21 protein-coding genes are annotated in these 21,940 nt (G+C 69.7%); 7 read left to right on the top strand and 14 right to left on the bottom strand.

The window, feature by feature from the left end; all coding sequences use genetic code 11:
* Positions 1-364: 364 nt before the first annotated feature.
* On the top strand, positions 365-1,963 hold the full coding sequence (locus ABT009_RS43035) for an FAD-binding protein (protein ID WP_351307414.1): 1,599 nt from the start codon (positions 365-367) through the stop codon (positions 1,961-1,963).
* A gap of 51 nt (positions 1,964-2,014) precedes the next feature.
* On the opposite strand, the gene ABT009_RS43030 is transcribed toward ABT009_RS43035, so the two are convergent.
* Together ABT009_RS43030 and ABT009_RS43025 are read right to left on the bottom strand one after the other, a co-directional pair.
* On the bottom strand, positions 2,015-2,584 hold the full coding sequence (locus tag ABT009_RS43030) for a TetR/AcrR family transcriptional regulator (RefSeq protein WP_351307411.1): 570 nt from the start codon (positions 2,582-2,584) through the stop codon (positions 2,015-2,017).
* An 82-nt stretch (positions 2,585-2,666) separates the two neighbouring features.
* Complete coding sequence (locus tag ABT009_RS43025) at positions 2,667-3,527, bottom strand: alpha/beta fold hydrolase (protein ID WP_351307408.1); 861 nt, start codon at positions 3,525-3,527, stop codon at positions 2,667-2,669.
* A gap of 163 nt (positions 3,528-3,690) precedes the next feature.
* Between ABT009_RS43025 and ABT009_RS43020 the strand changes: the two genes are divergently transcribed.
* Entirely contained in the window at positions 3,691-4,563 is an 873-nt protein-coding gene (locus ABT009_RS43020; protein WP_351307405.1) for a VOC family protein, read from the top strand.
* A gap of 53 nt (positions 4,564-4,616) precedes the next feature.
* Here ABT009_RS43020 and ABT009_RS43015 read toward each other — a convergent pair whose 3' ends face one another.
* From ABT009_RS43015 to ABT009_RS42995, 5 genes are read right to left on the bottom strand one after another with little or no spacing between them, the layout of a single operon-like run.
* The gene (locus ABT009_RS43015; RefSeq protein ID WP_351307402.1) at positions 4,617-4,805 is read right to left on the bottom strand and encodes a ferredoxin; all 189 of its coding nucleotides are present in this window, start codon (positions 4,803-4,805) and stop codon (positions 4,617-4,619) included.
* Positions 4,802-5,635, bottom strand: a complete 834-nt coding sequence (locus ABT009_RS43010) for an NAD(P)-dependent oxidoreductase (RefSeq protein ID WP_351307399.1) — start codon at positions 5,633-5,635, stop codon at positions 4,802-4,804. The genes ABT009_RS43015 and ABT009_RS43010 overlap by 4 nt, the downstream gene beginning before the upstream one ends.
* Before the next feature lie 8 nt (positions 5,636-5,643).
* Positions 5,644-6,456, bottom strand: a complete 813-nt coding sequence (locus ABT009_RS43005) for a mycofactocin-coupled SDR family oxidoreductase (RefSeq protein WP_351307396.1) — start codon at positions 6,454-6,456, stop codon at positions 5,644-5,646.
* 7 nt (positions 6,457-6,463) lie between these two features.
* Complete coding sequence (locus ABT009_RS43000; RefSeq protein WP_351307393.1) at positions 6,464-6,685, bottom strand: hypothetical protein; 222 nt, start codon at positions 6,683-6,685, stop codon at positions 6,464-6,466.
* Positions 6,682-7,827 carry an amidohydrolase family protein gene (locus tag ABT009_RS42995; RefSeq protein WP_351307390.1) on the bottom strand — a complete coding sequence of 382 codons (1,146 nt, stop codon included), beginning with the start codon at positions 7,825-7,827 and terminating at the stop codon, positions 6,682-6,684. The genes ABT009_RS43000 and ABT009_RS42995 overlap by 4 nt, the downstream gene beginning before the upstream one ends.
* A gap of 178 nt (positions 7,828-8,005) precedes the next feature.
* Here ABT009_RS42995 and ABT009_RS42990 point away from each other — a divergent pair, with 178 nt between their 5' ends.
* The gene (locus tag ABT009_RS42990; protein ID WP_351307387.1) at positions 8,006-8,869 is read left to right on the top strand and encodes a mycofactocin-coupled SDR family oxidoreductase; all 864 of its coding nucleotides are present in this window, start codon (positions 8,006-8,008) and stop codon (positions 8,867-8,869) included.
* 7 nt (positions 8,870-8,876) lie between these two features.
* On the opposite strand, the gene ABT009_RS42985 is transcribed toward ABT009_RS42990, so the two are convergent.
* The 4 genes from ABT009_RS42985 to ABT009_RS42970 are packed head-to-tail and all read right to left on the bottom strand — an operon-like array spanning position 8,877 to position 13,015.
* Positions 8,877-9,860 carry an NADPH:quinone oxidoreductase family protein gene (locus tag ABT009_RS42985; protein ID WP_351307384.1) on the bottom strand — a complete coding sequence of 328 codons (984 nt, stop codon included), beginning with the start codon at positions 9,858-9,860 and terminating at the stop codon, positions 8,877-8,879.
* A complete protein-coding gene (locus ABT009_RS42980; protein ID WP_351307381.1) occupies positions 9,857-11,077 on the bottom strand; it encodes an acyl-CoA dehydrogenase family protein in 1,221 nt (406 codons plus the stop codon). Before ABT009_RS42980 ends, ABT009_RS42985 begins: the two co-directional genes overlap by 4 nt.
* An 11-nt stretch (positions 11,078-11,088) precedes the next feature.
* The gene (locus ABT009_RS42975) at positions 11,089-11,856 is read right to left on the bottom strand and encodes an SDR family NAD(P)-dependent oxidoreductase (protein ID WP_351307378.1); all 768 of its coding nucleotides are present in this window, start codon (positions 11,854-11,856) and stop codon (positions 11,089-11,091) included.
* A 10-nt stretch (positions 11,857-11,866) separates the two neighbouring features.
* Complete coding sequence (locus tag ABT009_RS42970) at positions 11,867-13,015, bottom strand: acyl-CoA dehydrogenase family protein (protein ID WP_351307375.1); 1,149 nt, start codon at positions 13,013-13,015, stop codon at positions 11,867-11,869.
* A 773-nt stretch (positions 13,016-13,788) separates the two neighbouring features.
* On the opposite strand from ABT009_RS42970, the gene ABT009_RS42965 reads away from it, so the two are divergent.
* On the top strand, positions 13,789-15,036 hold the full coding sequence (locus tag ABT009_RS42965) for an amidohydrolase family protein (RefSeq protein ID WP_351307372.1): 1,248 nt from the start codon (positions 13,789-13,791) through the stop codon (positions 15,034-15,036).
* Positions 15,037-15,171: 135 nt separating this feature from the next.
* On the opposite strand, the gene ABT009_RS42960 is transcribed toward ABT009_RS42965, so the two are convergent.
* A complete protein-coding gene (locus ABT009_RS42960) occupies positions 15,172-16,644 on the bottom strand; it encodes a FadR/GntR family transcriptional regulator (protein ID WP_351307369.1) in 1,473 nt (490 codons plus the stop codon).
* 153 nt (positions 16,645-16,797) lie between these two features.
* On the opposite strand from ABT009_RS42960, the gene ABT009_RS42955 reads away from it, so the two are divergent.
* From ABT009_RS42955 to ABT009_RS42945, 3 genes are all read left to right on the top strand, one after another.
* The gene (locus ABT009_RS42955; RefSeq protein ID WP_351307366.1) at positions 16,798-17,997 is read left to right on the top strand and encodes an acyl-CoA dehydrogenase family protein; all 1,200 of its coding nucleotides are present in this window, start codon (positions 16,798-16,800) and stop codon (positions 17,995-17,997) included.
* Positions 17,998-18,370: 373 nt separating this feature from the next.
* Positions 18,371-18,775: a cytochrome P450 gene (locus ABT009_RS42950; RefSeq protein WP_351307363.1), complete on the top strand. Its 405-nt coding sequence runs from the start codon at positions 18,371-18,373 to the stop codon at positions 18,773-18,775.
* A complete protein-coding gene (locus ABT009_RS42945) occupies positions 18,670-19,119 on the top strand; it encodes a hypothetical protein (protein ID WP_351307360.1) in 450 nt (149 codons plus the stop codon). The genes ABT009_RS42950 and ABT009_RS42945 overlap by 106 nt, the downstream gene beginning before the upstream one ends.
* 11 nt (positions 19,120-19,130) lie before the next feature.
* On the opposite strand, the gene ABT009_RS42940 is transcribed toward ABT009_RS42945, so the two are convergent.
* A complete protein-coding gene (locus tag ABT009_RS42940) occupies positions 19,131-20,795 on the bottom strand; it encodes a thiolase C-terminal domain-containing protein (protein WP_351307357.1) in 1,665 nt (554 codons plus the stop codon).
* On the bottom strand, positions 20,792-21,937 hold the full coding sequence (locus ABT009_RS42935) for a thiolase family protein (RefSeq protein WP_351307354.1): 1,146 nt from the start codon (positions 21,935-21,937) through the stop codon (positions 20,792-20,794). Before ABT009_RS42935 ends, ABT009_RS42940 begins: the two co-directional genes overlap by 4 nt.
* Positions 21,938-21,940 lie beyond the last annotated feature (3 nt).

Below are 21,940 nucleotides of genomic sequence, written 5' to 3'. Positions count from 1 at the left end.
CGGGACTGGAGGACCGGGACTCGGGGACCAGGGACCGGGAGGGTCTCGCTGAGCGAGATGACGCAATGGCGGGCCCACGCCGTCTCGTTACCGTCGTTCGGCGAACTGCTGAACGGCCGGTGGCGACATGCCGCGGCCGGCGGGACCGTGGGACGTCCCGGCCGGCCCGTCACCGTCGTGTGCGGAGTCCCCCCGTGGCCGCACGGGGGACTCTCTATCTCGACTTCATGGAACGCGGCATGCGCCGAGACCGGTGCGTGCCGCGCTCCAGGCGTACCGCACGTGCTGCGCAGAGCGCCCCGCGACCTCCACCTGTAGGCGCGGTCCCCCCACTAAGAACGTCGGCAGTCATGAGGAGGTTCGGATGAGCATCAACGAGGATGCCTACGACGTGATCGTCGTAGGGTCGGGCGGAGGTCTGGTCGGGGCGTACGTGGCGGCGTCACGCGGCCTGCGCACGCTCGTCGTCGAGAAGACCGACCGGGTGGGCGGCACGGTGGCCTACTCCGGTGCGGGTCTGTGGTTTCCGGGGTCCGCTCCGCTGAGCCGGGCCGGTCTCGGGGACGACATCGAGGAGGCACGGACGTATCTGCGCAGTGTCGTCGACGACCCGTCCCGGGAAGCGCTTCAGGACGCGTATCTGGCCGCCGGCCCCCGGCTGATCGACGAGCTCGAGCAGAACCCCTGGTTCCAGTCCTTCGTCCACGGCCCGGTTCCGGACTACTACGCGTCGGCCCCGGGGACCTCGCCCACGGGGCACACCGTCTTCCCGCCGCCGGTCGAGGTCGCGGAGCTCAAGGAGCGCAGGGCACTCCTGCGCGACTCGCTGCCCACCGAGCGGTTCGGCTTCGACGAGGGCCCGGTCCTGGTCGGCGGCCGCGCCCTGATCGGCCGGGCGCTGTCGGCGTTCCTGGAGACGGGCAACGGCGAGCTGCGGCTCAACACCGCGCTGGAGAGCCTGATCGTCGAGGACGGCAGGGTCACCGGTGTCGAGGTCGTCAGCGACGGTGAGCGGGTCCGGATCCGGGCCGAGCGGGGCGTGCTCCTCGCCGCCGGCGGCTTCGAACGCAACCGTGAGCTCCGCGAGAAGCACCAGTCCCCGCTCACCGGGGAGTGGTCCGAGGGAGCCCCGGCCAACACCGGTGACGCCCTGCGAGCAGGCATCGCAGTGGGCGCGGACACTGACCTCCTCGACGAGGCCTGGTTCGTGCCGGGGCTGGTCCACCCGGACGGCCTGCCGGTCTTCCACACGGGCACCCGGGGCGGCATCTGGGTCAACGGCGCGGGCGAACGCTTCGTCAACGAGACACGGCCGTACGACCAGGCGGCGCACGAGATCGTCCGCCTGCATGCCACCACGGGCGTGAGTCACATTCCGGCCCACTGGGTGTTCGACCGGCGGCACCTGGACCGGGACAGCATCGGTGGCCCGCCGGACGAGCCGCTGAGCCCCGAGTGGCTGGAGTCGGGCGCGCTAAAGAAGGCCGACACGCTCGAGGAACTGGCCCGCCTGATCGACGTCCCGTTCGACGCCCTGAAGCGGACCGTCGAGGAGTTCAACGGGTACGCGCAAACCGGCGTGGACGAGAGGTTCCACCGCGGTGAGACCCCGTGGGACCAGATGTTCCACCACATCGTCGGCTTCCCGGCCGACCCCCGGCAGAACTTCACGGCGAAGCCGGCGCCCGAGTGGCCGAACCCGCTGCTCCTGCCCATCGACGCCCCGCCGTTCTACGCGGCGACCATCGTCCCGTCCGACATCGGCACCAAGGGCGGTCTGAAGATCGACACCCACGCGCGCGTACTGCGACCGGACGGCCGGCCGATCGACGGGCTGTACGCGACCGGGAACACCGCGGCCGCGATGTCGGGGCGCGTGTACCCGGGTGCGGGCACTCCGATCGGTTCGAGCCTCGCGTTCGGGTACCTGGCGGTAGTGGACATGGCCGGGTCGACGGACTGAGGTAGCACAGTGCCCGGGACACCGCGGGTGTCCCGGGCACTGTGCTGTGCGCTACTGCGCCGCGATGAGCCTCGCGGCCAGCCGCAGGTCCGCTTCCCCCTGCTCGGTGGAGATCTCTTCGGTCAGCATGGCCACGAACAGCCCCCACCAGCTGTAGACGAGCAGCCGCACGCGGCTGCGCTCCGTCTCCGCGTACGCACAGCTCCCGAGCAGGCGCAGGAGCCTTTGTCCCAGCACTCTTTCGACGATGTCGATCTGGGTCGGGACGGCGCTCGCATACTCCGTGAACGACGACAGCGCCACCGCCGAGGCCAGCAGGGGGCTGTCCAGCAGCTTCCCGCTCAGCGCGATGAGCGTCTCCGCCACCTCGGCCACGGAGTCCGTCACCTCGTCGGGCACCGGGCCACCATCGTGGCCTCCGAGGAACTGCTCAATGTGCCATTCGAGCACCGCGAGGAACAGGTAGGGCTTGGAGGGGAAGTAGCGGTAGAGCGTGGCGATCGCGACGCCTGCCTCCTTGGCCACGTCGTGCATCTGCACGCTCGCCAGCCCCTCGCGCGCACCGATTTCGGAGGCGGCGCGCAGGATGCGGACCCGACGGGCGGCCTGGCGGCCGGACATCGGAGCAGCTGGTTGCCGTGCCGTTGCGGGTCTCGCCACGTCGTCGTCCCCCCATGTCGTCGTCTGCTCCCGCCGTCGGCACTCAGCCGGCCTCCGGGCGGGTCAGGAAGGCCAGCACCGCGCTCTCCCAGGCCTCCTTCTGCTCGATCATCGCCCAGTGCCCGCAGTCCGGCAGCACGTGCAGCTCGGCCCTGGGAATTGTACGCAGCGGCAGCAGCGCGTTCTCCAGTGGCGTGACCCTGTCGTCCCTGCCCCAGGTCAGCAGCGTGGGCGCGGTGACCTTGTGGAGTGCGGCCCAGATGGGCTGGTCCGAGTGGGCCTGGGCGGCCAGGGTCGCGGCCATCGCCTCCCGGCCGTAGATCCGGCGAGAGGCCTCCAGCGTCGACGGCTCGGTGGCGCTGGCCCACCGTTCCTCGATCAGCTCCTCGGTGAGCAGGGCCGGGTCATGGACCATCGACCTCAGCCACTGTACGAGGTTGTCCCGGGTGGGGTTCTCGGCGAACTCCACCAGCAGATTCAGCCCCTCGCTGGGCGCCGGCGAGAGGATGTTGCGGCCCACGCCACCGATGGTCACGACCCTGCGGAACAGGTCCTTGTGGGCGACCGCGACCCCCACGGCGACGAACCCGCCCATGGAGTTGCCGATGACGTCGACGCGGTCGAGGCCGAGTCCGTCGAGGAAGCGCAGCACGGCCTTGGGGCCGGCCGCCATCGGGTTCTCGGCGGTCGGGTCGCTCACCCCGAAGCCGGGGAACTCCAGCGCCAGGCAGCGGAAGTGCTCGGCGAGCACGGGAAGGTTGTTCCGGTAGTTGCGCCAGCCGGTCACACCCGGCCCCGACCCGTGCAGCAGGAGCAAGGGGGGTCCGTCACCCGCCTCGTGGTAGCGCAGCGTGCCGTCGTCGGTGTGGAGTTCGCGCAAGGTGTCCTCGTAGCTGAGTGTCATGACGGTCACCGTCGCACCCGCAAGGGGGCTGTCGCCGTACGTCTCCCGATCAGTGGGACGGTCCCGGCCGCGGGCGTGCCGGGATGTCTACCGTCACGGATGTACCGATACGGGGGGCCCGACGGGTCGCCCCGGACCTGACCAAATGTGAGGGGAGGGCCTGATGGGTGTTCGCTCACTCGGGTACCTGCGTCTGGAGTCCAACGACCTCGACAAGTGGAAGGCCTTCGGAGCCGACTTCCTCGGCCTGATGCCCGTCGAGGGCGGTGATTCCGAGTCGCTGTCCTTCAGGATGGACGACTATCCGGCCCGGATCGTGGTCTCTCCGGGCGCCCAGCCCGGGATGACGGCGCTGGGCTTCGAGGTCCTCGACGAACGGGAGCTGGCGCGTCTGGTCGCGGACGTCGAGAAGGCCGGGATCAAGGTGACGGCCGGCACCGAGGCCGAGGCGGCGGAGCGGAAGGTCACGGGCTTCGTCAAGTTCAACGACCCGGGCGGCAACCCGGTCGAGCTGTTCTACGGCACAGTCCTCGACCACGTGCCCGTGCACACCCCGCTGGTCTCGAAGTTCGTCACCGGTGACATGGGCTTCGGACACGCCATCATCTCCGCCGAGGACGCGCGGACCACGTTCGACTTCTACGTCAACGTCCTGGGCTTCATCGAGCGGAACACGATGCGCTCGCCCGGCGGCACGACCTGGTTCATGGGCTGCAACCCCCGCCATCACACCCTCGGCGTCACGCCGATGCCGGGTCCCGGTCGGCTGCTGCACTTCATGGTCGAGGCCGCGACCCTGGACGACGTGGGGCGGGCCCTCGACCGGGCCGCCAAGTACGAGGTGCCGATGATGCACTCCCTCGGCAAGCACACCAACGACCACATGGTGTCGTTCTACGTCTGGTCGCCGGAGAACTACGCCGTCGAGTTCGGCTGGAACGGCCTGAAGGTGCCCGAGCCCGTGCCCGTCTACGAGATCACGGACGGCGCGTTCTGGGGTCACCACTTCACGCCGCCGCCGCAGCCGGCCGGCTGAACGATCGTGACATGACTGAGCCCCACGGCCCGAGGCCGTGGGGCTCAGTCATGTCACTCGACGGTGATCGCCCGTTCCGGGCAGGCCCGTTGCCCGTCACGGGCCGCCTGTTCGAGGCCTTCCGGGACCTCTCCGTCGAAGGGCATCGCGTAGCCGTCGTCGTCCAGCCGGAAGAGCTCTGGTGCCGCTGCCGCGCACCGCGCGTGCCCGGAGCACATCGACGTGTCAATGGTGATCTTCATTCAACCGCTTCCTTCTCGAAATTCGGGTCGTCGCCGAGGCGCATCGGCCCACTGCGAGCCGCAGCCAGCAGTACAGACAGGTCGACGCCGTCGTCTGCCGCGATGTCCGTGCACGCCGCCAGGTCCTTGCGCAGAAACGGCGTGACCGCGGTGGCGAAGGCCTCGGCCCCTCCCCGGTCGGCGATGTAACGCCCCGCGGTCGCTCCGCCGCTGCCGGCTGCCAGGGCTTCCAGCAGGGCGCTGTCCTCGATGCCCAGCCGGCGTCCGGCCTCCAGCCCGGCCAGCGTCAGCTGTGAGAATGCGGCGAACAGCAGGTTGTTGAGCAGTTTGACGCGCAGCGCCGATCCGCGTGTGCCCGTCGTGATCACGGGATCGGCGTAGGCGGCCACGACTCGGCGAGCCGTCGCCACGTGTTCGGGCTCGCCCCCCGCGTACACCACGAGGCGGCCAGCTCGTACTGTCTCGGGCGTTCCGCTGAACGGCGCGTCCACGACGGCTACTTGACCTGTGCCGGAGAACGCGTCCAGTCGGGCGAGTGTCCCGGGTGTTCCGGTCGTGTGGGAGACGAGCACCGTGCGCGTGTCCATGGCCCCGACGACCTCGGGCAATACGTCGAGGACCTGTGCGTCGCTGTACAGGCAGCTGACGACGACGTCGGAGGTCGCGATGTCGGAGAGGACGTCAACGGGTTGTGCACCGGCCTTCGAGAGCCGCTGTCTGACTTCCGGCCGTCGTGCGTAGCAGCGGACCCGATGACCCACCGTCAGCAACCGCTCGACCATTGGCTCTCCGATGCGCCCGGCGCCGACGAAGCCGATCGTCGCACTCATTCTGCTCCTTACGGCTTGTTGGTCGACCCCGCGTCGACTGTGAACTGCAGGCCCGTGACGTACCGCGCCTCGTCCGAGGCGAGGAACAGGACGGCGTTCGACACGTCCCGCGGCTCGACATACGGGGCGAGCGGATTCATCGCAGCGAGCGCGAACAGCGGCTCGCGCTCGGCGAGTTCCTCCACGGGCACGCCGATGGTGATGCCCGTGCCGCTGACGCCGGTGGGGTGGACGGTGTTCACCCGGATCCGGTGCGGGGCGAGTTCGTTGGACAGGGCCTTCATCAGGCCGACCACGCCGTGCTTGGCGGCCACGTAGTGGGCGTACGGCACATGGCCGCGGATGCCGGCGGCCGAGCTGGTGATGACGATCGAGCCGCCCTCCCCTGCCTCGATCATCCAGGGGATCGCGGCCCGCGCCGTGTTCCAGGCGCCCTTGAGGTTGACGTCGACGACGACGTCCCAGACCTCCTCGGACAGTTCCCAGGCGGCACCCGAACTCATGACTCCGGCGTTGGCGACGACCACGTCGAGCCGCCCGAACTCCGACCCCGCCGCGTCGACGGCGGCCCGCACCTCGGCGATCGAGCGGACATCGGCCTGTACGGCGACGCACCGCCGGCCCGTCGCCCTGACCAACTGCGCCGTCTCCTCCAGCTGTTCCTTCGACGCCAGCGAGTACGGCAGCTCGTCGCTGATGTCGTGGCAGACGTCGGTGACGACGACGTCCGCACCCTCCTCGGCCAATCGCACGGCGTGGGAGCGGCCCTGGCCCCGCGCCGCTCCTGTGATGAGTGCAACCTTGCCCTCGACACGCCCCATGGCAACCTCAGTTCTTCTTCGAGTGTTCGATCAGGTCCTCGGCGGCCTCACGCAGGGCGCGCAGCCGGGACTGGAGGAGTTCACGCTCGGCTTCGTCGGACTCGCCGAGTTCGGCCAGGCGTACGTCTGTCTCGGCGATCTCGGCAAGGAGCCGGCCGTGGGCCTCCTCCCGGGTCAGCAGGTCCAGGTCGGTCCAGTCGGAGCGCTCGGACTCCGGGCGGCGGCTCATGCGGGGAGGTTGTAGAGCCGGCGGGTGTTCAGTTCCACGATCTTGTGCACCTCGTCATCCGGTACGTCGGCGAGGACCTCCGCCGCGTAGGCGCGGCTCTTGGGCCAGTACGAGTCGGAGTGCGGGTAGTCGCACTCCCAGGTGATCTTGTCGATGCCGACGTGGTGGCGGACCTCCACGCCGAACCGGTCGTCGATGAAGCAGCCGTGGAAGTGCTTGTGGAACAGCTCCGAGGGCCGCACGCTCTGGTTGACGTTCTGGTAGAAGCGGTGCCGCTCCCAGGTGCCGTCGCTGCGCTCCAGCAGGTACGGGATCCAGCCGATGCCACCCTCGGACAGGCCGATCTTCAGCTTGGGGTGCTTGTGGAGCACTGGGGAGAAGAGCAGGTCTGCGGTGGCGAACATGGCGTTGCAGCCGAACAGGGCGATCGTCACGGCGAACGGGGCCTCCTCGGCCGTTTTCGGCGGCTTGCCCGAGGTGCCGAAGTGCAGGCACAGGGGCATGTCGGTCTCCTCGGCCGCCGAGAACATGGGGTCCCAGTAGTCGGTGTGGAAGGACGGCAGCCCGCGGGGGGCGGGGTTCTCGGGGAAGGAGATCGCCTTGGCGCCCTTGGCCGCGGTCCGGTGTATCTCGGCGACACAGGCCTCGACGTCCCACATCGGCATGATGACCAGCGGGATGAGCCGGCCCGGCGCGGTGGCGCACCACTCGTCCAGCACGTAGTCGTTCCAGGCCTGGACGCACAGCAGCGACAGGTCACGGTCCTTGCCGTCCAGGAAGACGTGGCCCGAGAATCCCGGGAAGGACGGGAAGCACAGGGCGCCCCACACGCCGTCCAGGTCCATGTCGCGGATCCGGGCCTTCGGGTCGTAGCAGCCCGGGATCATCTCGTCGTAGCGCGTCGGCTCAAGGCCGAACTCCTCGGGCTTCTTTCCCGCAACGGCGTTCAGGCCGATGTAGGGGTAGACCCGGTCCTCGTAGACCCACACCTCGGCCGGCGCCTGCCCTTCCCCTCGCGGCTGCTCCACGATGCGCGGCCCCGCCTCCCGGTACTTCGCCGGCAGACGGTCCGACCACAAGCGCGGCGGCTCGATCAGATGGTCGTCGGTCGACAGCAACTTCATCCATGGCTGCAACGGCATCCTTGCGCTCCCTCGGTCTCGGGGACTCTCTAGCACCGGGCGCATTGTGTGCACTGAACATGTCCCACTCAGCGGGAGCGATCGCCAATGTCCCGGCGGGTTCGTAGATCATCGGAAACAGTCAGGCTCACTGCGCCAGTATTCAGGCTACTCTTTTATTCGACGGAAGGAGACCCCCATGGGTCGAGTGCACGACAAGGTCGTCTTCATCACCGGAGCCGCGCGCGGCCAGGGCCGAGCCCAGGCGATCGGGCTCGCCGCGGAGGGAGCCGACATCATCGCCGTGGACCTCTGCGAGGACATCGCCACCAACGGCTACCCGCTGGCCACGGACGAGGACCTGGAGGAGACGGTGCGGGAGGTCGAGAAGCTCGGCCGGCGCATCGTCGCCCGCAAGGCCGACGTACGGGATCCGGCCGCGCTCAAGGCGGCCGTCGCCGAGGGGGTGGCCGAGCTGGGGCGGCTCGACGCCGTCGTCGCCCAGGCCGGGATCTGCCCGCTTGGCCCCCAGCAGACCGCGCAGGCCTTCCTCGACGCCGTCACCGTCGACTTCAACGGGGTGGTCCACGCAGTCGACGCGGCCCTGCCCCACCTGCCCGACGGCGCCTCGATCGTCGCGACCGGATCCCTCGCCGGGCTGATCCCGGCGACCACCGACAACCCGGCCAACGGGCCAGGCGGGCTGGGCTATTCGTTCGCCAAGCGCCAGGTGGCGGCATTCGTGCACGATCTCGCGACCGTGCTCGCGCCCCGGCGGATCCGGGTCAACGCACTGCATCCCACGAACGTCAACACCGACATGCTCAACAGCGACGTGATGTACCGGTCGTTCCGGCCCGATCTGGAGAACCCCACCCGCGAGGACGCGCTGCCCTCCTTCCCGGCCACGACCGGATTCGGCATCCCCTACGTCGAACCCGAGAACATCGCCGACATGGTGCTGTTCCTCGTATCGGACGAATCCAAGTACGTCACCGGCATGCAGATGCGTGTGGACGCCGGCGGTTATGTCAAGCGGCGTCCACAACTACCCACATTCTGAGCGGAGTTCACGCTCCTCCGGTCATGTCGATGACCACCTTGCCGGTGGTGCGCCGTTCCGCCACGTCGGTCAGGGCGGCCGCCACCTCGGCGAGGGGGTGGACGCGGGAGACGAGCGGGCGCATCCCGTCCAGGACCATCCGGGCGAGCGCCCGGTCGCCGGCGGCCACCGCGTCCGGGGCGTACTGGCGCAGCATGCGGATCTCGAAGCCCCGTACGACCGCGTCCTTGAGCAGCACCAGGTTCAGCGGGATTCGGGGGATCTTCCCGTCGGCGTATCCCACCGTGACGAACCGGCCGCCCCGCCGCAGCGCGCGCAGGGCGGCCTCCGCGTGGTCGCCGCCCACGGGGTCGACCACGAGGTGGGCACCGTCGCCGCCGGTCAGCTCACGGATCCGTGTCTTCAGGTCCTCGTGGACGTAGTCGACACCGGCCTCTGCGCCGAGCTTGCGGGCGACCGCGAGCCGCTCCTGACTCGATGCCGCCGCGACGACGCGCATCCCGAGCCGGGTCGCGATGTCGACGGCCGCGGTGCCGACCCCGCCGGCGGCCCCGAGCACCGCCGTCCACTCCCCCGTAGTGCCCTGCCCGACGCTGACCAGGGAGTGGTAGGCGGTCGCATACGTCACATGGAACGCGGCGGCATGGACCATGTCGAGCCCGTCGGGGACGGGACGCAGACCCGCGACGGGCACCACGACCTGCTCGGCGAACGCGCCCGTCAGCACCGCCCCGGCCACGGGCGAGCCGACGGGGGGCCCGGTCACGCCGGGACCCAGCGCGGCCACGACCCCGGCGAACTCGCTGCCGGGGGTGAACGGCAGCGGCGCGGGGACCTGGTAGCGGTTCGACACGAACAGGACGTCCGGGAAGTTGACCGCGGCGGCGTGCACGCGGACCAGGACCTCGCCAGGGCCGGGTTCGGGGTCGTCCAGTTCGACGACCTCCAGACCGTCCGGAGGTCCGTACTGCGTACAGCGCGCTGCTCTCATCGTGCCCTCCCGGTGGTGGTTGGCATCGCCGGGTCCCGGGGCAGGCCCAGTACCTGTTCGGCGATGGTGTTGCGCTGGATCTCGGCCGTGCCCGCCCCGATCGTCGAGGCCCGGGTGCGCAGGAAGCCCCACACCCAGCGTCCGCGCTGGACGGCGTGCGGGTCGCGCCGGCCGAGGATCCCGTACGACCCCAGCAGCTCCACTGCGAACTCGTGCAGTTCCTGCTCGAAGGTCACGATGAACAGCCGTGACGTAGAGGAGGCGGGACCCGGCTCGCCCTTCGCCATGATGTCGGCGATGGTCCGCATCCCGGTGAGCCGCATGATCGTCACCCGGATCTCGAAGTCCGCCAGCCGGTCGCGCACCAGGGGATCGGCGGTCGCCCCGCGTTCGTGCGCCAGCTCGATCAGCTCGTCGAGCACACGCCGGTACAGCGCCGCCTGGTTCATCGCTCCTGCGGCGCGTTCATGGCCGAGGCTCGTCCGGACCAGCGGCCAGCCGCCGTTCTCGGGACCGATCCGGTCGGCGACCGGCACGCGTACGTCGTCGAAGAAGATCTCGCAGAAGTGCGCGTCCCCGGTCAGGTCCCGCAACGGGCGCACGGTCACCCCGGGGGTGTGTGCGTCGATCAGCAGATAACTGATGCCGTCCTGCCTGGAGTCGGGCGGTCCGGTGCGCACGAGAGTGAAGAGGACGTCGGCGATGTCGGCCGAACTGTTCCACACTTTCTGACCGTTGACGACGTACTCCGCGTCGGCGTCGTCGGGTCCCCCGCCCTCCCGTCGTGCCGTCGTGCGCAATGCGGGCAGGTCCGAGCCGGCCTCGGGCTCGGAGTAGCCCTGCGCCCACACCGAGTCGCCGCGCAGCATGGGGCGCAGGAAGCGCTCCTTCTGCTCGGGTGTGCCGTACTTGATCAGAGTGGGGGCCGCGATACCCAGCCCGGTGCCGAGGGGTCCCGGCACGCGGGCTCGCGCGTACTCCTCCTGGTAGATCACCTGGCGGGCGAAGCTCAGGTCCATGCCACCGTACTCGCGCGGCCAGCTCGGGCCGGCGTATCCGGCGTCGAAGAGGGTGGCCAGCCAGGCCTTCTGCCAGGCCAGTCGTTCGGCAAGGTCCTTCGGCCGGCGGCCGGGGTGGTGTTCGGTCAGGAAGGCACACAAGCGTGCCCGGAACTCCTGGTCGGTCTCGACCGGGCGTTCCTGTACAGCCGATGTCATCGGGTCCCCGTTCAGCGCGGAGCCATGCGGATGGCGCCGTCGAGGCGGATCGTCTGGCCGTTGAGGTAGGGGTTCTCCAGCATCTCGACGGCGAGGCGGGCGAAGTCGTCGGGGTCGCCGAGACGCTTGGGATGGGGCACGGTCGCGGCGAGTCCGTCGCGGATGTCGACGCGGAGCCGGCCGAGCATGGGGGTGTCCATGATGCCCGGGGCGATGGTGTTCACGCGGATCTGCCAGCTGGCCAGGTCACGGGCGGCGACCAGCGTCATGCCGTGCACGCCCGCCTTGGCGGCGGTGTAGGAGGTCTGGCCGATCTGGCCGTCGAACGCGGCGACCGAGGCGGTCAGGACCACGGCGCCGCGGTCGCCGTCGACGACGTCGTTGCCTGAGAGGCGGGCGGCGGCCAGGCGCAGCACGTTGTAGGTGCCGATCAGGTTGACCCGTACGACCTCGGCGAAGGTGGCGAGCTCGCCGGGGGTGCGGTCGCGGTCGATGATCCGGGTACGGTCGCCGCCGCGCCCCGCGCAGTGCACGACGAAGCGCAACGGCCCGAGTTCCTGAGCGGTGTCCAGGGCGGCCGTGACCGAGGCCTCGTCGGTGACGTCGGCGCAGACGAAGCGGGCGGCGTCGCCGAGGTCGGCGACGGCCTTGACGCCCTGCTCCTCGGAGATGTCGGCCAGGACGACTCGGCCGCCGCGGTCGATGATCCGGCGCGCGGTGGCCAGTCCGAGTCCGGAGGCACCGCCCGTGACAAGTGCTGATGAACCGTCGATGTTCACATCAAACTCCTCACAGCCCCAGGGACTTGCTGATGATGGTCTTCATGACCTCACTGGTGCCGCCGTAGATACGGGCCACCCGGGCGTCCGCGTACAGCCGGGCTATCGGTGATTCGAGGATGTAGCCGTAGCCGCCGTGCAGTTGGAGACAACGGTCGACCACTCGGCCCTGCGTCTCGGTGCAGAACAGCTTGGTCTTGGCGGCGTCGACGGCGCTCAGTTCGCCGTCGACGAGTGCCGTGATCGCTGCGTCCAGCAGGGTCTGGGCGGCTTCCAACTCGGTGGCCATGGCGGCGAGTTCGAACTTGGTGTTCTGGAAGTGGGCCACCGGCTTGCCGAACACCGTCCGGTCGCGGACATAGGTGACGGTCAGGTCGATCGCGGCGCGGGCCTGGGCGACTGCGCCGACCGCGATGGCCAGCCTCTCCTGGGCCAGGTTGCGGCCGAGGTGGTAGAAGGCCGCGCCTTCCTCTCCCAGCAGGTTGGCGGCGGGGACCCGGACGTCAGCGAAGGACAGTTCGACGGTGTCCTGGGTGGCCAGTCCGATCTTCTCGAGCTTGCGCCCGACACTGAACCCGGGCATCCCCTTCTCCACCACGAGCAGCGACAGGCCCGCGCGCCGGTCCTCCGGATCGACGGCGGTCCGGGCCACGACGATCACCAGGTCGGCGTGGTGGCCGCCGGTGATGAAGGTCTTGGCCCCGTTGAGCACGTAGTGGTCACCGTCCCGGACCGCCCTCGTGGTGATGCCGGCCAGATCCGAGCCGGTACCCGGTTCACTCATCGCGATCGCGGTGTACCGCTCTCCCGAGGCCAGCCCCGGGAACCAGCGGGTCCGCTGTTCGGCGTTGGCGAGCCCGGTGAAGTACGGGACGACCACGTCCAGGTGCGTACGCAGGCCGCCCAGCGTCACGCAGGCGCGGGCGCACTCCTCCTGGATCACGACGTTGTAGCGGTAGTCGTCCTGGCCACCACCGCCGTACTCCTCCGGGATGGCCGTGCCGATGATGCCGAGCTTGCCGAGCGAGGTGAACAGCTCCCGGGGGACGAGGCCGGCGCGCCGCCAGTCCTCGTACACGGGAACCACCTCGCGGGCGATGAAGTCACGCACCAGAAGGCGGAAGTCTTCGTGAACCTCTTCGAACAGGGTTCGGCGCATCGGGTCTCCTTCTCGCGGCGAGCACGTCGTCGCGTCGCCCAGGGCCCTGAGCCGGGTCGGGGCACATCGCACCCGATCCGACTCGGCCAGGATTGAGTATACGCATTAAACGTCCCCTGAGGGAGCCTCATCGATATGCCCGTGTGTTTTACGGCTCCAAGGACTGAACAGTGGACTCAATACTTGGTCGATGAGGCGGCGCTGGCGGCACCCGTGCGGTCGGCGTCGGATTTCGACCGAGTGCGCTCCTCTCACCTGCCCGCCCGCCTCACAAGCCACCCCCCCGTCGGCCAGGAAAGGACACCACTCAGGGCCCGTGGAACCCGACGCCACCCCGACGTCACGCGACATCCCACCCCGACAGCAATGGGGAAATTGCAGGCAAACCGCCGAGGCTGACGCCCCAGAACCGACTGCCGACAACCGAGGTTGACGGAGCGCGAAGCATTGACATGATTCAGCAACCGTGCTGAATTTCTCGTTGGTGGGCTGGACACTCGGGGTCTGGCCAGCTCGGCACCCGGGGCGGCAGGCTGGCCCTAGGGCAGGGTGCTGGTCAGTCTTCTCCCCGTAATCAGGCTGCTGGAACACCAGCGGCGCCGTCTCCAGCGCGTGGCCGTTGACCTGCCGTCCGGGGTCCAGAAACAGGTTCGGGGAGCGTCGATCTCGGAGGGGCAGAAAGATTGAGCGGCTATGTTGATTTCCGCTGAGGTAGCTGCCGCTGTGCAAGAGCAAGTGAACAGACTGGGGCCCGACGAAAGGGTTGGTATCCGATGAGGACTGAAGACTTGATCCTGGTGAGCGTCGACGACCACGTGATCGAGCCAGCGCACTTGTTCGATGGCCGTGTGCCGGCCAAGTACGCCGATCGCGCTCCCCGATTCGTCTCCCGCGACGACGGAACGATGGCGTGGTTGTACGAGGGGGCAGTGGTCGAGAACCCCGCCGTCCAGGCGGTCGTGGGCAGGCCGAAGTCGGAGTGGGGTATGAACCCGGTCTGTCTCGAGGAGATGCGGCCGGGTTGCTACGACATCCACACCCGGATCAAGGACATGGACGCGAACGGCATGCTCGGGTCGATGTGCTTCCCCTCCTTCGTGCGCTTCTCGGGCGCGCTGTTCCTGGAGAACGGCGACCGCGACCAGTCACTGGCCATGGTGCGCGCATACAACGACTGGCACATCGAGGAGTGGGCCGGCACGTACCCGGGGCGGATCATCCCGCTCGCGATCCCGGTCCTCTGGGATCCGCAGCTCGCCGCCGACGAGGTCCGGCGGGTCGCGAAGAAGGGCTGCCACGCGGTGACCTTCACGTCGAACCCGTTCGACCTCGGGCTGCCGAGCCTGTACACCGACCACTGGGAGCCGTTCTGGCAGGCGTGCGAGGATGAGGGCACGGTCGTGTGCATGCACATCGGCTCAAACTCCAAGGTGCCGCTGACGTCCCCGGACGCGCCGATCGAGCTGATCTACTCGCTTTCGCCGATCGGATCGTTCGAGGCCGCGAGCGACCTGGTGTGGAGCAAGTTGTTCCTGCGGCACCCGCGGTTGCGAGTCGCGCTGTCGGAAGGCGGGATCGGCTGGATTCCCTACTTCCTCGAGCGGATCGACTACCTGTACAAGCACACCCAGCACTGGTCGGGGATGAGCCTGGGCGAGCGCCTGCCGTCCGAGGTGTTCAACGAGCATGTGATCACCTGCTTCATCGACGACGAGGTGGGCATCGAGACGCGCGGCCACATGAACCTCGACAACATCACATGGGAGTGCGACTACCCGCATTCCGACACGACCTGGCCGAACGCCCCCGAAGAGGTCGTGCGCTACATCGGCGGGTTGCCGGACGACGAGATCAACAAGATCACCCACCTCAACGCGATACGGCACTTCCAGTTCGACCCGTTCGCCCACATCCCGCGCGAGCAGGCCACGGTCGCGGCGCTGCGCAGCCGCGCGCAGGGTTGGGATGTGAGTGTCAAGCCGACCCTCCACCTCCGCCCGGAGGCGCCTGTCGGAGCGTGAGCAGGCAGCCACGGGGACGGGTGGTTGGTCCCCGTGGCGTGCACCGCCCGGTCACCGCCGGAGGAAGGCGCGTCATCGGGGGGCGCGGTGCCGGAGTGTCGGGGCAGGCCGCCGCATGACGCTGCGGTGGCCGGATCAGTGCCACCAGGGGATGAGGGCGTCCAGGTGACGGCGCATCCGGTGCCGGGCGACCCCGGCGTCACCCTGCACGATCGCGTCGAGGATGCGCTGGTGGACGTGCTGGACCTCGTCGGCCGCCGTGTCTCCGGGCAGCGGCCGGTCGTGACCGGCCGCATGCCGGCGGAACAGCTCGGTGATGATGGCGAGGAAGAGTGACAGCACAGGGTTGTTCGCCAGGGCCGCCAGTTCGGAGTGGAACAGGTCCGCCTTGCGGAGGTCGTCGGCCGGACCCTCGGTGGCCCACCGGACGGCCTTCGCGAGGCGCTCGGCGACCTCGGTGTCGCCCTCGGCGTGCCGGGCGGTCACCCTGGCGACGATGCCGAGTTCGATGGCATTGCGGACGATCCGCAGGTCGTCGGCCGTGACGCCCTGGTACTCGAGAAAGAGCGCCATCGTGTCGATGCTGGCCTGCGGTTCGGGCTCGGCGACGACGAGCCCGCCGCCGGGGCCGCGGCGCATCCGGGCGACCGAGTGGTACTCCAGCAGCCGTACGGCCTCCCGCAGGACGGCCCGGCTGATCTCGTAGCGGGCCAGCAGATCCGTCTCCGAACCGAGCACCATGCCGATCTGCCAACCTCGCGCCGCGATGTCGTCGTGGATCCGGGCGGCCACCACTTCGGCGAGCTTGGCCCGGGGACCCTCGACCAGCTCCGGCTCGACCACGTTCCCCGAGATCCGCTGCCCGCGCCGCACCCGGTGCCGCTCGATCCACGCGGCCACCGACTCCAGATGCGCGGTGAGCTCGGTCTGCGCGCGTGCGCCGTCATCGGCGACGACGGCGTCGACGACGGCGCGATGCTCACGGTGCGAGGTCTCCTTCGACGCGTGCATCTCCGCCTTGGAGATACGCCGGGAGGTGTGCGCGTACCGGGCGGTGAGGCGGGTTAGCACGTCGATGAACAGGTGCAGCACCGGGTTGCCCGACAACTGGCCGAGCACCGGGTGCAGCGGGTCCTGCGAATGGACGGACGGGTCGTCCCAGTGGGCCAATTCGGAGTCGAGCGTGGCACGGAGCGTGGCGATGCCCTCTTCGGTGATCCGGTCGGCGGCGAGCCCCGCGGCGATCGGTTCGAGGAGCTGGCGGGCCTGGAGCAGGTCGATGACGCTGGTGCCGACGTACTCGAGGTAGATCACCATGGCCCGGGTCGCCGGTCCCGCGTCGGGGGCACAGACGATCAGGCCGCCCCCCGGCCCGCGCCGCATCCGGGCGACCTGGTGGTGCTCGACCAGCCGTACCGCCTCGCGCAGCACCGCACGGCTCACCCCGAGTTGCTCCCGCAGGTCCACCTCGGAGCCCAGCGACTCGCCGACGGGCCAGCCCTGGCGAATCACCGTCGCCTCGATGCGCTGTGCGGTCTGCGCGGCCAGCTTGCCGACCGGGATGCCGGTCTCGCCGTCGGCGGGCTCGCGGTCGACGGCAGTCGCCATGGGCCAACTCCTCTGAGGGGATATTGCGGATCCCCAGCCTATTCGCCAAGGACACCGGGTACTGACAGACAGACCAACACGCCGGTTGTTAAAGTATACTCATTTTGGACCGGGCTGCATGACGACCCGCATGACCACAAGGAGCCGACTGCGATGCGACTGGAGTCCACGCCTGAGCTGGAGGCGTTCCGGAGGAGAGTGCGCGCCTTCGTGGCCGAGCACTCGCCCGGCGTGAAGAAACACTCCGGCGTGCGCGCACCCGAGGCCGCACTGATGCCGGCGATCCGTGAGTGGACCGCGAAGCTGTACGAGGCGGGCCTCCTCGGGATCGACTGGCCCGTCGAGTACGGCGGCCGGCCCGACGCCCACCCACTCGAACCGTCCGTCGTCGCCGAGGAGATCGCCCGCGCCCGCACCTGGCCGCCGGTCGGTGCGGCCTCGCTGGCCTCGGCTGCCCTGATCGAGTTCGGCGGCGACGAGCAGCGGGCGCGTTTCCTGCCCCGCATCCGCAGCTGCGAGGACGTGTGGTGCCAGCTGTTCAGCGAGCCCGAGGCGGGCAGCGATCTGGCGGCGCTGCGCACCCGGGCGCGCCGTGAGGGCGAGGGCGACGACGCCGTGTTCGTCGTCGACGGCCAGAAGGTGTGGACGACCAATGGCCAGCACGCCGACATGGGTTACCTGCTCGCGCGCACCGACAGCGACGCCCCCAAACACAAGGGCATCACGGCGTTCGCGCTCGACATGCGCAGCCCGGGCGTCGACGTGCGGCCACTGCGCGAGATCACCGGGACCACCGACTTCAACGAGGTCTTCCTCGACGGTGTCCGGATTCCGGCCGCGAACGTGATCGGCCGGGTGAACGACGGCTGGCGGGTTGCGATGAGCAGCCTCGGCCGTGAGCGTTCCGGCGTGGCCGCGCGGGGCGCCGAGTTGTCCGCCGTGCTGGACGATCTGGTGCGACTCGCGGAGCAGACGCCGGTCGGCGGGCGGCCCGCACTGGACGACTCCGCCATCCGGCAGTCGATCGGTGAACTCGCAGCGCGGGTGCACGTGAACGCCGCGATGATCGGTCTCGCGCAGTCGCGGATGCTGCACGGCACGGAACAGGCGGCCGACGCCCTCTTGGGAAAGATCTTCTTCAGCGAACTCAACCACGACCTGACGGACTTCGGCCTGCGCCTGCAGGGTACGGCCGGCCTGCTCACTGAGGACGACCCGGAGGCGTTGGCCGAAGGCTGGTGGCAGGACGCCCATCTGTACTCGCGTGCGTACACGATCGCGGGCGGAGCGAACGAGGTCCTGCGAACGCAGGTCGCCGAGCGGGGGTTGGGGTTGCCGCGGGAGCCACGTTGATCTTCACCGGCCCACGCCGGCCCTGTCACGGCGAGTGCCCCTTCGCACCGCCGCCTGGTCTGCTCGAGCTGCACGACACGGGGAAGGCAGTCGTACGGGCCAGGACCTGGGACGGCACCACCCCCTGGGTCGTCACGTCCGTGCCGCCCAACGCACGCACGCGGCCGAGATCCAGCCGTCGATCAACAACACCGACGGCGCCGAACACACTCGGTGGCGCCGGATGCTGACGAATTCGTTCACCCGCCACCGGATGGAGAAACTCCGCCCGGAAATTCAGCAGATCACCGACGACCTCATCGACAAGATGCTGGCCGGACCCAACCGACCGGCTTGAACGAGGCCCTGTCCCTGCCTCTGCCGTCACTGATGAATGGAGGAGGCCGCCCCGTTGGGACACATCCTGCTCGTCGCGGGCCACGACACCAGCGCCAACATGACCGCGCTGGGCGCCGCGCTGCTGCTGCAGAACCCCGACCAGCTCCCGGGCCTGCGCGAGCACGCCGACGATCCGAAGTACGTGACGAGCGCCGTCGAGGAGCTGCTGCGTTACCTCACCATTCCGCATCTGCTGGCGCGGCGGGCGGTGGTGGAGGACATCGAGATCGACGGTGAGACCATTCGCGCCGGCGAGGGCGTCATTGCGTCGACGTGGTCGCGCTCAATGAGCCCATGGCAGTGGCACGGCACTGCGTCAACCGCTCCGAGGGGAAGCCGACCGACAAGGTCGTCGTCTTCGGCGCCGGGGCCATCGGGCTGGGCGCCTCCATCTGGCTGAAGCTGCGCGGCGTGGAGCACGTAGTCGTCGCCGACGTCATCCCCGAGCGCCTTCAGACCACGCTCGCCGTCGGCGCGGAGTCGTCAGCCGCCGAGGACGTCACCGACCGCCTGACCGAGCTGCACGGCCAGGCCGCCAACGACCTGGGCCAGCCCCGCGCCGCCTCGCAGGGCCACCCCACCGAGATCTTCGAGGTCACCGCGGAACTCGCGGAGCACAGGGACCGCTTCGCCCAGCTGATCAGTCACCGTGTGCCCACCACCGACATGGGACGGACCTTCGAGCTGGCGCTGACTCCCGGAGCCGCCGAGAAGGTGGTCGTCACCTTCGACGACGAGGCGTGAGCGAAGCTCGCTTACTCCGCCTTCCTCAGCAGCATCGCCCCGGACGGCACTCCCCCGCCCGCCGTCACCACCGCGACCCGGGCGTCCTCGACCTGGCGCCCGTGCGCCTCGCCGCGCATTTGCAGCATGGCCTCGCGGACGAACCCGTAGCCGTGCAGCCGACCTGCCGAGAGTTGGCCGCCGTGCGGGTTCAGCGGGAGGTCGCCGTCCAGGGCGATGGTTTTGCCGCCGGCGATGAAGTCGGTCGCCTCGCCCGGCCCACAGAAACCGAGGCCCTCGATCCAGGAGAGGGCGTTGAAGGTGAACCCGTCGTAGAGGAGCGCCACGTCGACGTCAGCGGGGGTGAGGTCGGTGCGTGTCCATACGTGTGCGGAGGGGCCCTGCGACTGCGGCAGGTGGGTCAGGGTGTCCTGGTCCCAGCTGAGCCGTTCGAGGACCGCCGTGCCGACGACCTCGACCAGGACGGGCGGGCGCGGGCGGTCGTACGCCGTCTCGATCGCGGAGACGACGACGGCCACCGCACCATCGCACGGCACGTCGCAGTCGTAGAGGCCGAACGGCGTGGTGATCATACGGGCGTCGAAGTAGTCGTCGAGGGTCATCGGATCCCGGTGCAGGGCCTCGGGGTTGCGGGCCGCGTTCGCCCTGGCCGTGACCGCGATGGCGCCGAGAGCCTCGCGACCGACGCCGTAACGGTGCATGTAGTGCGAGGCGTTGCAGCCGATCCACTGTGCGGCCGACATGGCTCCGAAAGGCGCCCGGAACTCGAACATGCCGGTGGCGCGGCCACCGCCGGACTGCCACCGGCCGGAGCGGAGCAGCGCGCTGTGGGAGGACTCCCACACCGTGCGGAAGCACAGCACGTGCCGGCACAGCCCGGAGGCGACCGCGAGCATGCCGGCGGTGATCGAGCCGATCTGGCCCGGCACTTCGCGGGCGCCGTTGACCCAGGTGGGGCGCAGCTGCAGGGCCTCGGTCAGGGCTGTGATGCCGCCTTCGCTCATGCCGTCGGGGCTCGGTCCCGGGTACGTGGAGAGCCCGTCGATCTCGTCCAGATCGAGCCCCGCGTCCGCGACCGCGGCCAGGCAGGCGTCGACGGTCAGGGAGAGTGGGTCCACCATGAGCCGTCTGCCCACGTGCGACTGCCCGACGCCGGTCAGCGCGACGCTGTCCTCATACTTCCGCGGTGAGGCCATGGGCCGCAGCGCGGTGCGGACTTCACGCGGCTCGGGCAGCGGGCCGGGGCCCTCGGCGGCCTCGGTCTCCGGGTCCGGCTCGAACACGGGGACGTACACGTCGTCGTCCTCGGTCCGCTCGAAGCGCACCCGGACCCGCATGCCGACGCGCACCTCGTCCGGGTCGCAGCCCACGATGTTCGTGGTCAGCCGCGCCCGGTCGTCCTCGGCAAGGGCGACCACTGCGACGACGTACGGCGGCGGGAACGTCGGCAACCAGGTCTGGTGGTTGACGCTGAAGCCGACGACCACTGCCTTGCCCGAGACGGGGGTGAGTGCCACAGCGCGGCTGCGACATGTGGGGCACACCGGCAGCGGCGGATGGAAGTACCGTTCGCAGTCCGCGCAGTGGGTGACCCGCAGCACGCTGTCCGCTCCGGAGCGCCAGAACTCGGCGCTGGCGAGGGTGGGTTGGGGCAGCGGACGTTCGATCCCGGTCATCGCGTCAGCTCGATGATCGTGGCGTTCGCGGTGCCGCCGCCCTCACACATCGTCTGGAGTCCGTAGCGGAGGTTTTCATGCCGCATCCGGGCCAGCAGTCGCGTCATCAGGATGGCGCCGGAGCCGCCGAGCGGGTGGCCGACCCCGATCGCCCCACCCAGCGGGTTGAGCCGCTCGGGGTCGGCGCCGGTCTCCGCCAGCCAGGCCAATGGCACGGGGGCGAAAGCCTCGTTGACCTCGTACACACCGATGTCGTCGATGGACAGCCCGGAGCGGCGCAGCACCTTCTCGGTCGCGGGGATCGGGCCGAGGAGCATGGTGATCGGGTCCGCGCCGCTGACCGCTCCGGAGTGGTAGCGGGCGATCGGGGTGAGACCGAGTTCGCGGGCCCGCTCGGGGGTGGTGATGAGCAGGGCTGCCGCTCCGTCGGAGATCTGGGAGGCGTTCCCGGCGTGGATCACGCCGTCCTCCTTGAACGACGGTTTGAGGCCGGCCAGGGTCTCGACCGAGGTCCCCCGCCGCAGCCCCTCGTCCACGCCGAACTTGGTGCCGTCGACCTCGATCGGCACGATGTGGTCGTCGAAGACGCCCGCGTCGATCGCCGCGGCGGCCTTCGCGTGCGATTCGGAGGCGAATTCGTCGAGGCGGGTGCGGGTGAAACCCCAGCGCTCGGCGATGAGTTCAGCTCCGATGCCCTGGCTGAACTCGAAACCGTCGTAGCGGGCCAGGGCGGCGGGTCCGTACGGCTGTCCCGTGGTCCGGTGCGAGCCGAGCGGCACCCGGCTCATGGTCTCGACGCCGCCCGCGACCACGAGGTCGTACTGGCCCGACATGACGGCGTGCGCGGCCTGGTCGACCGCCTGCTGGCTGGAGCCGCAGGCCCGGTTGACCGTGACGGCCGGGACGTGTTCGGGCCAGCCCGCGGCGAGCACCGCGAACCGGCCGACGTTGCTGGACTGGTCGCCGATCTGGGTCACACAGCCCCAGACCACGTCGTCCACAGTGCCGGGATCCACGCCGGTGCGCTCGACCAGGGCGTTGAGGACCTTCGCCGAGAGATCGGCCGCGTGCACCGAGGCGAGCGAGCCGTTGCGCTTGCCGATCGGGGTGCGTACGGCGTCGACGATGACGGCGTCTCGCATGAA

Origin of the sequence: Streptomyces sp. NPDC002896, from assembly GCF_040295225.1 — a bacterium.
GTDB lineage: Bacteria > Actinomycetota > Actinomycetes > Streptomycetales > Streptomycetaceae > Streptomyces.
The sequence above is the reverse complement of the archived record's forward strand: the minus strand, read 5'-3'. Positions and strand labels throughout refer to the sequence as shown.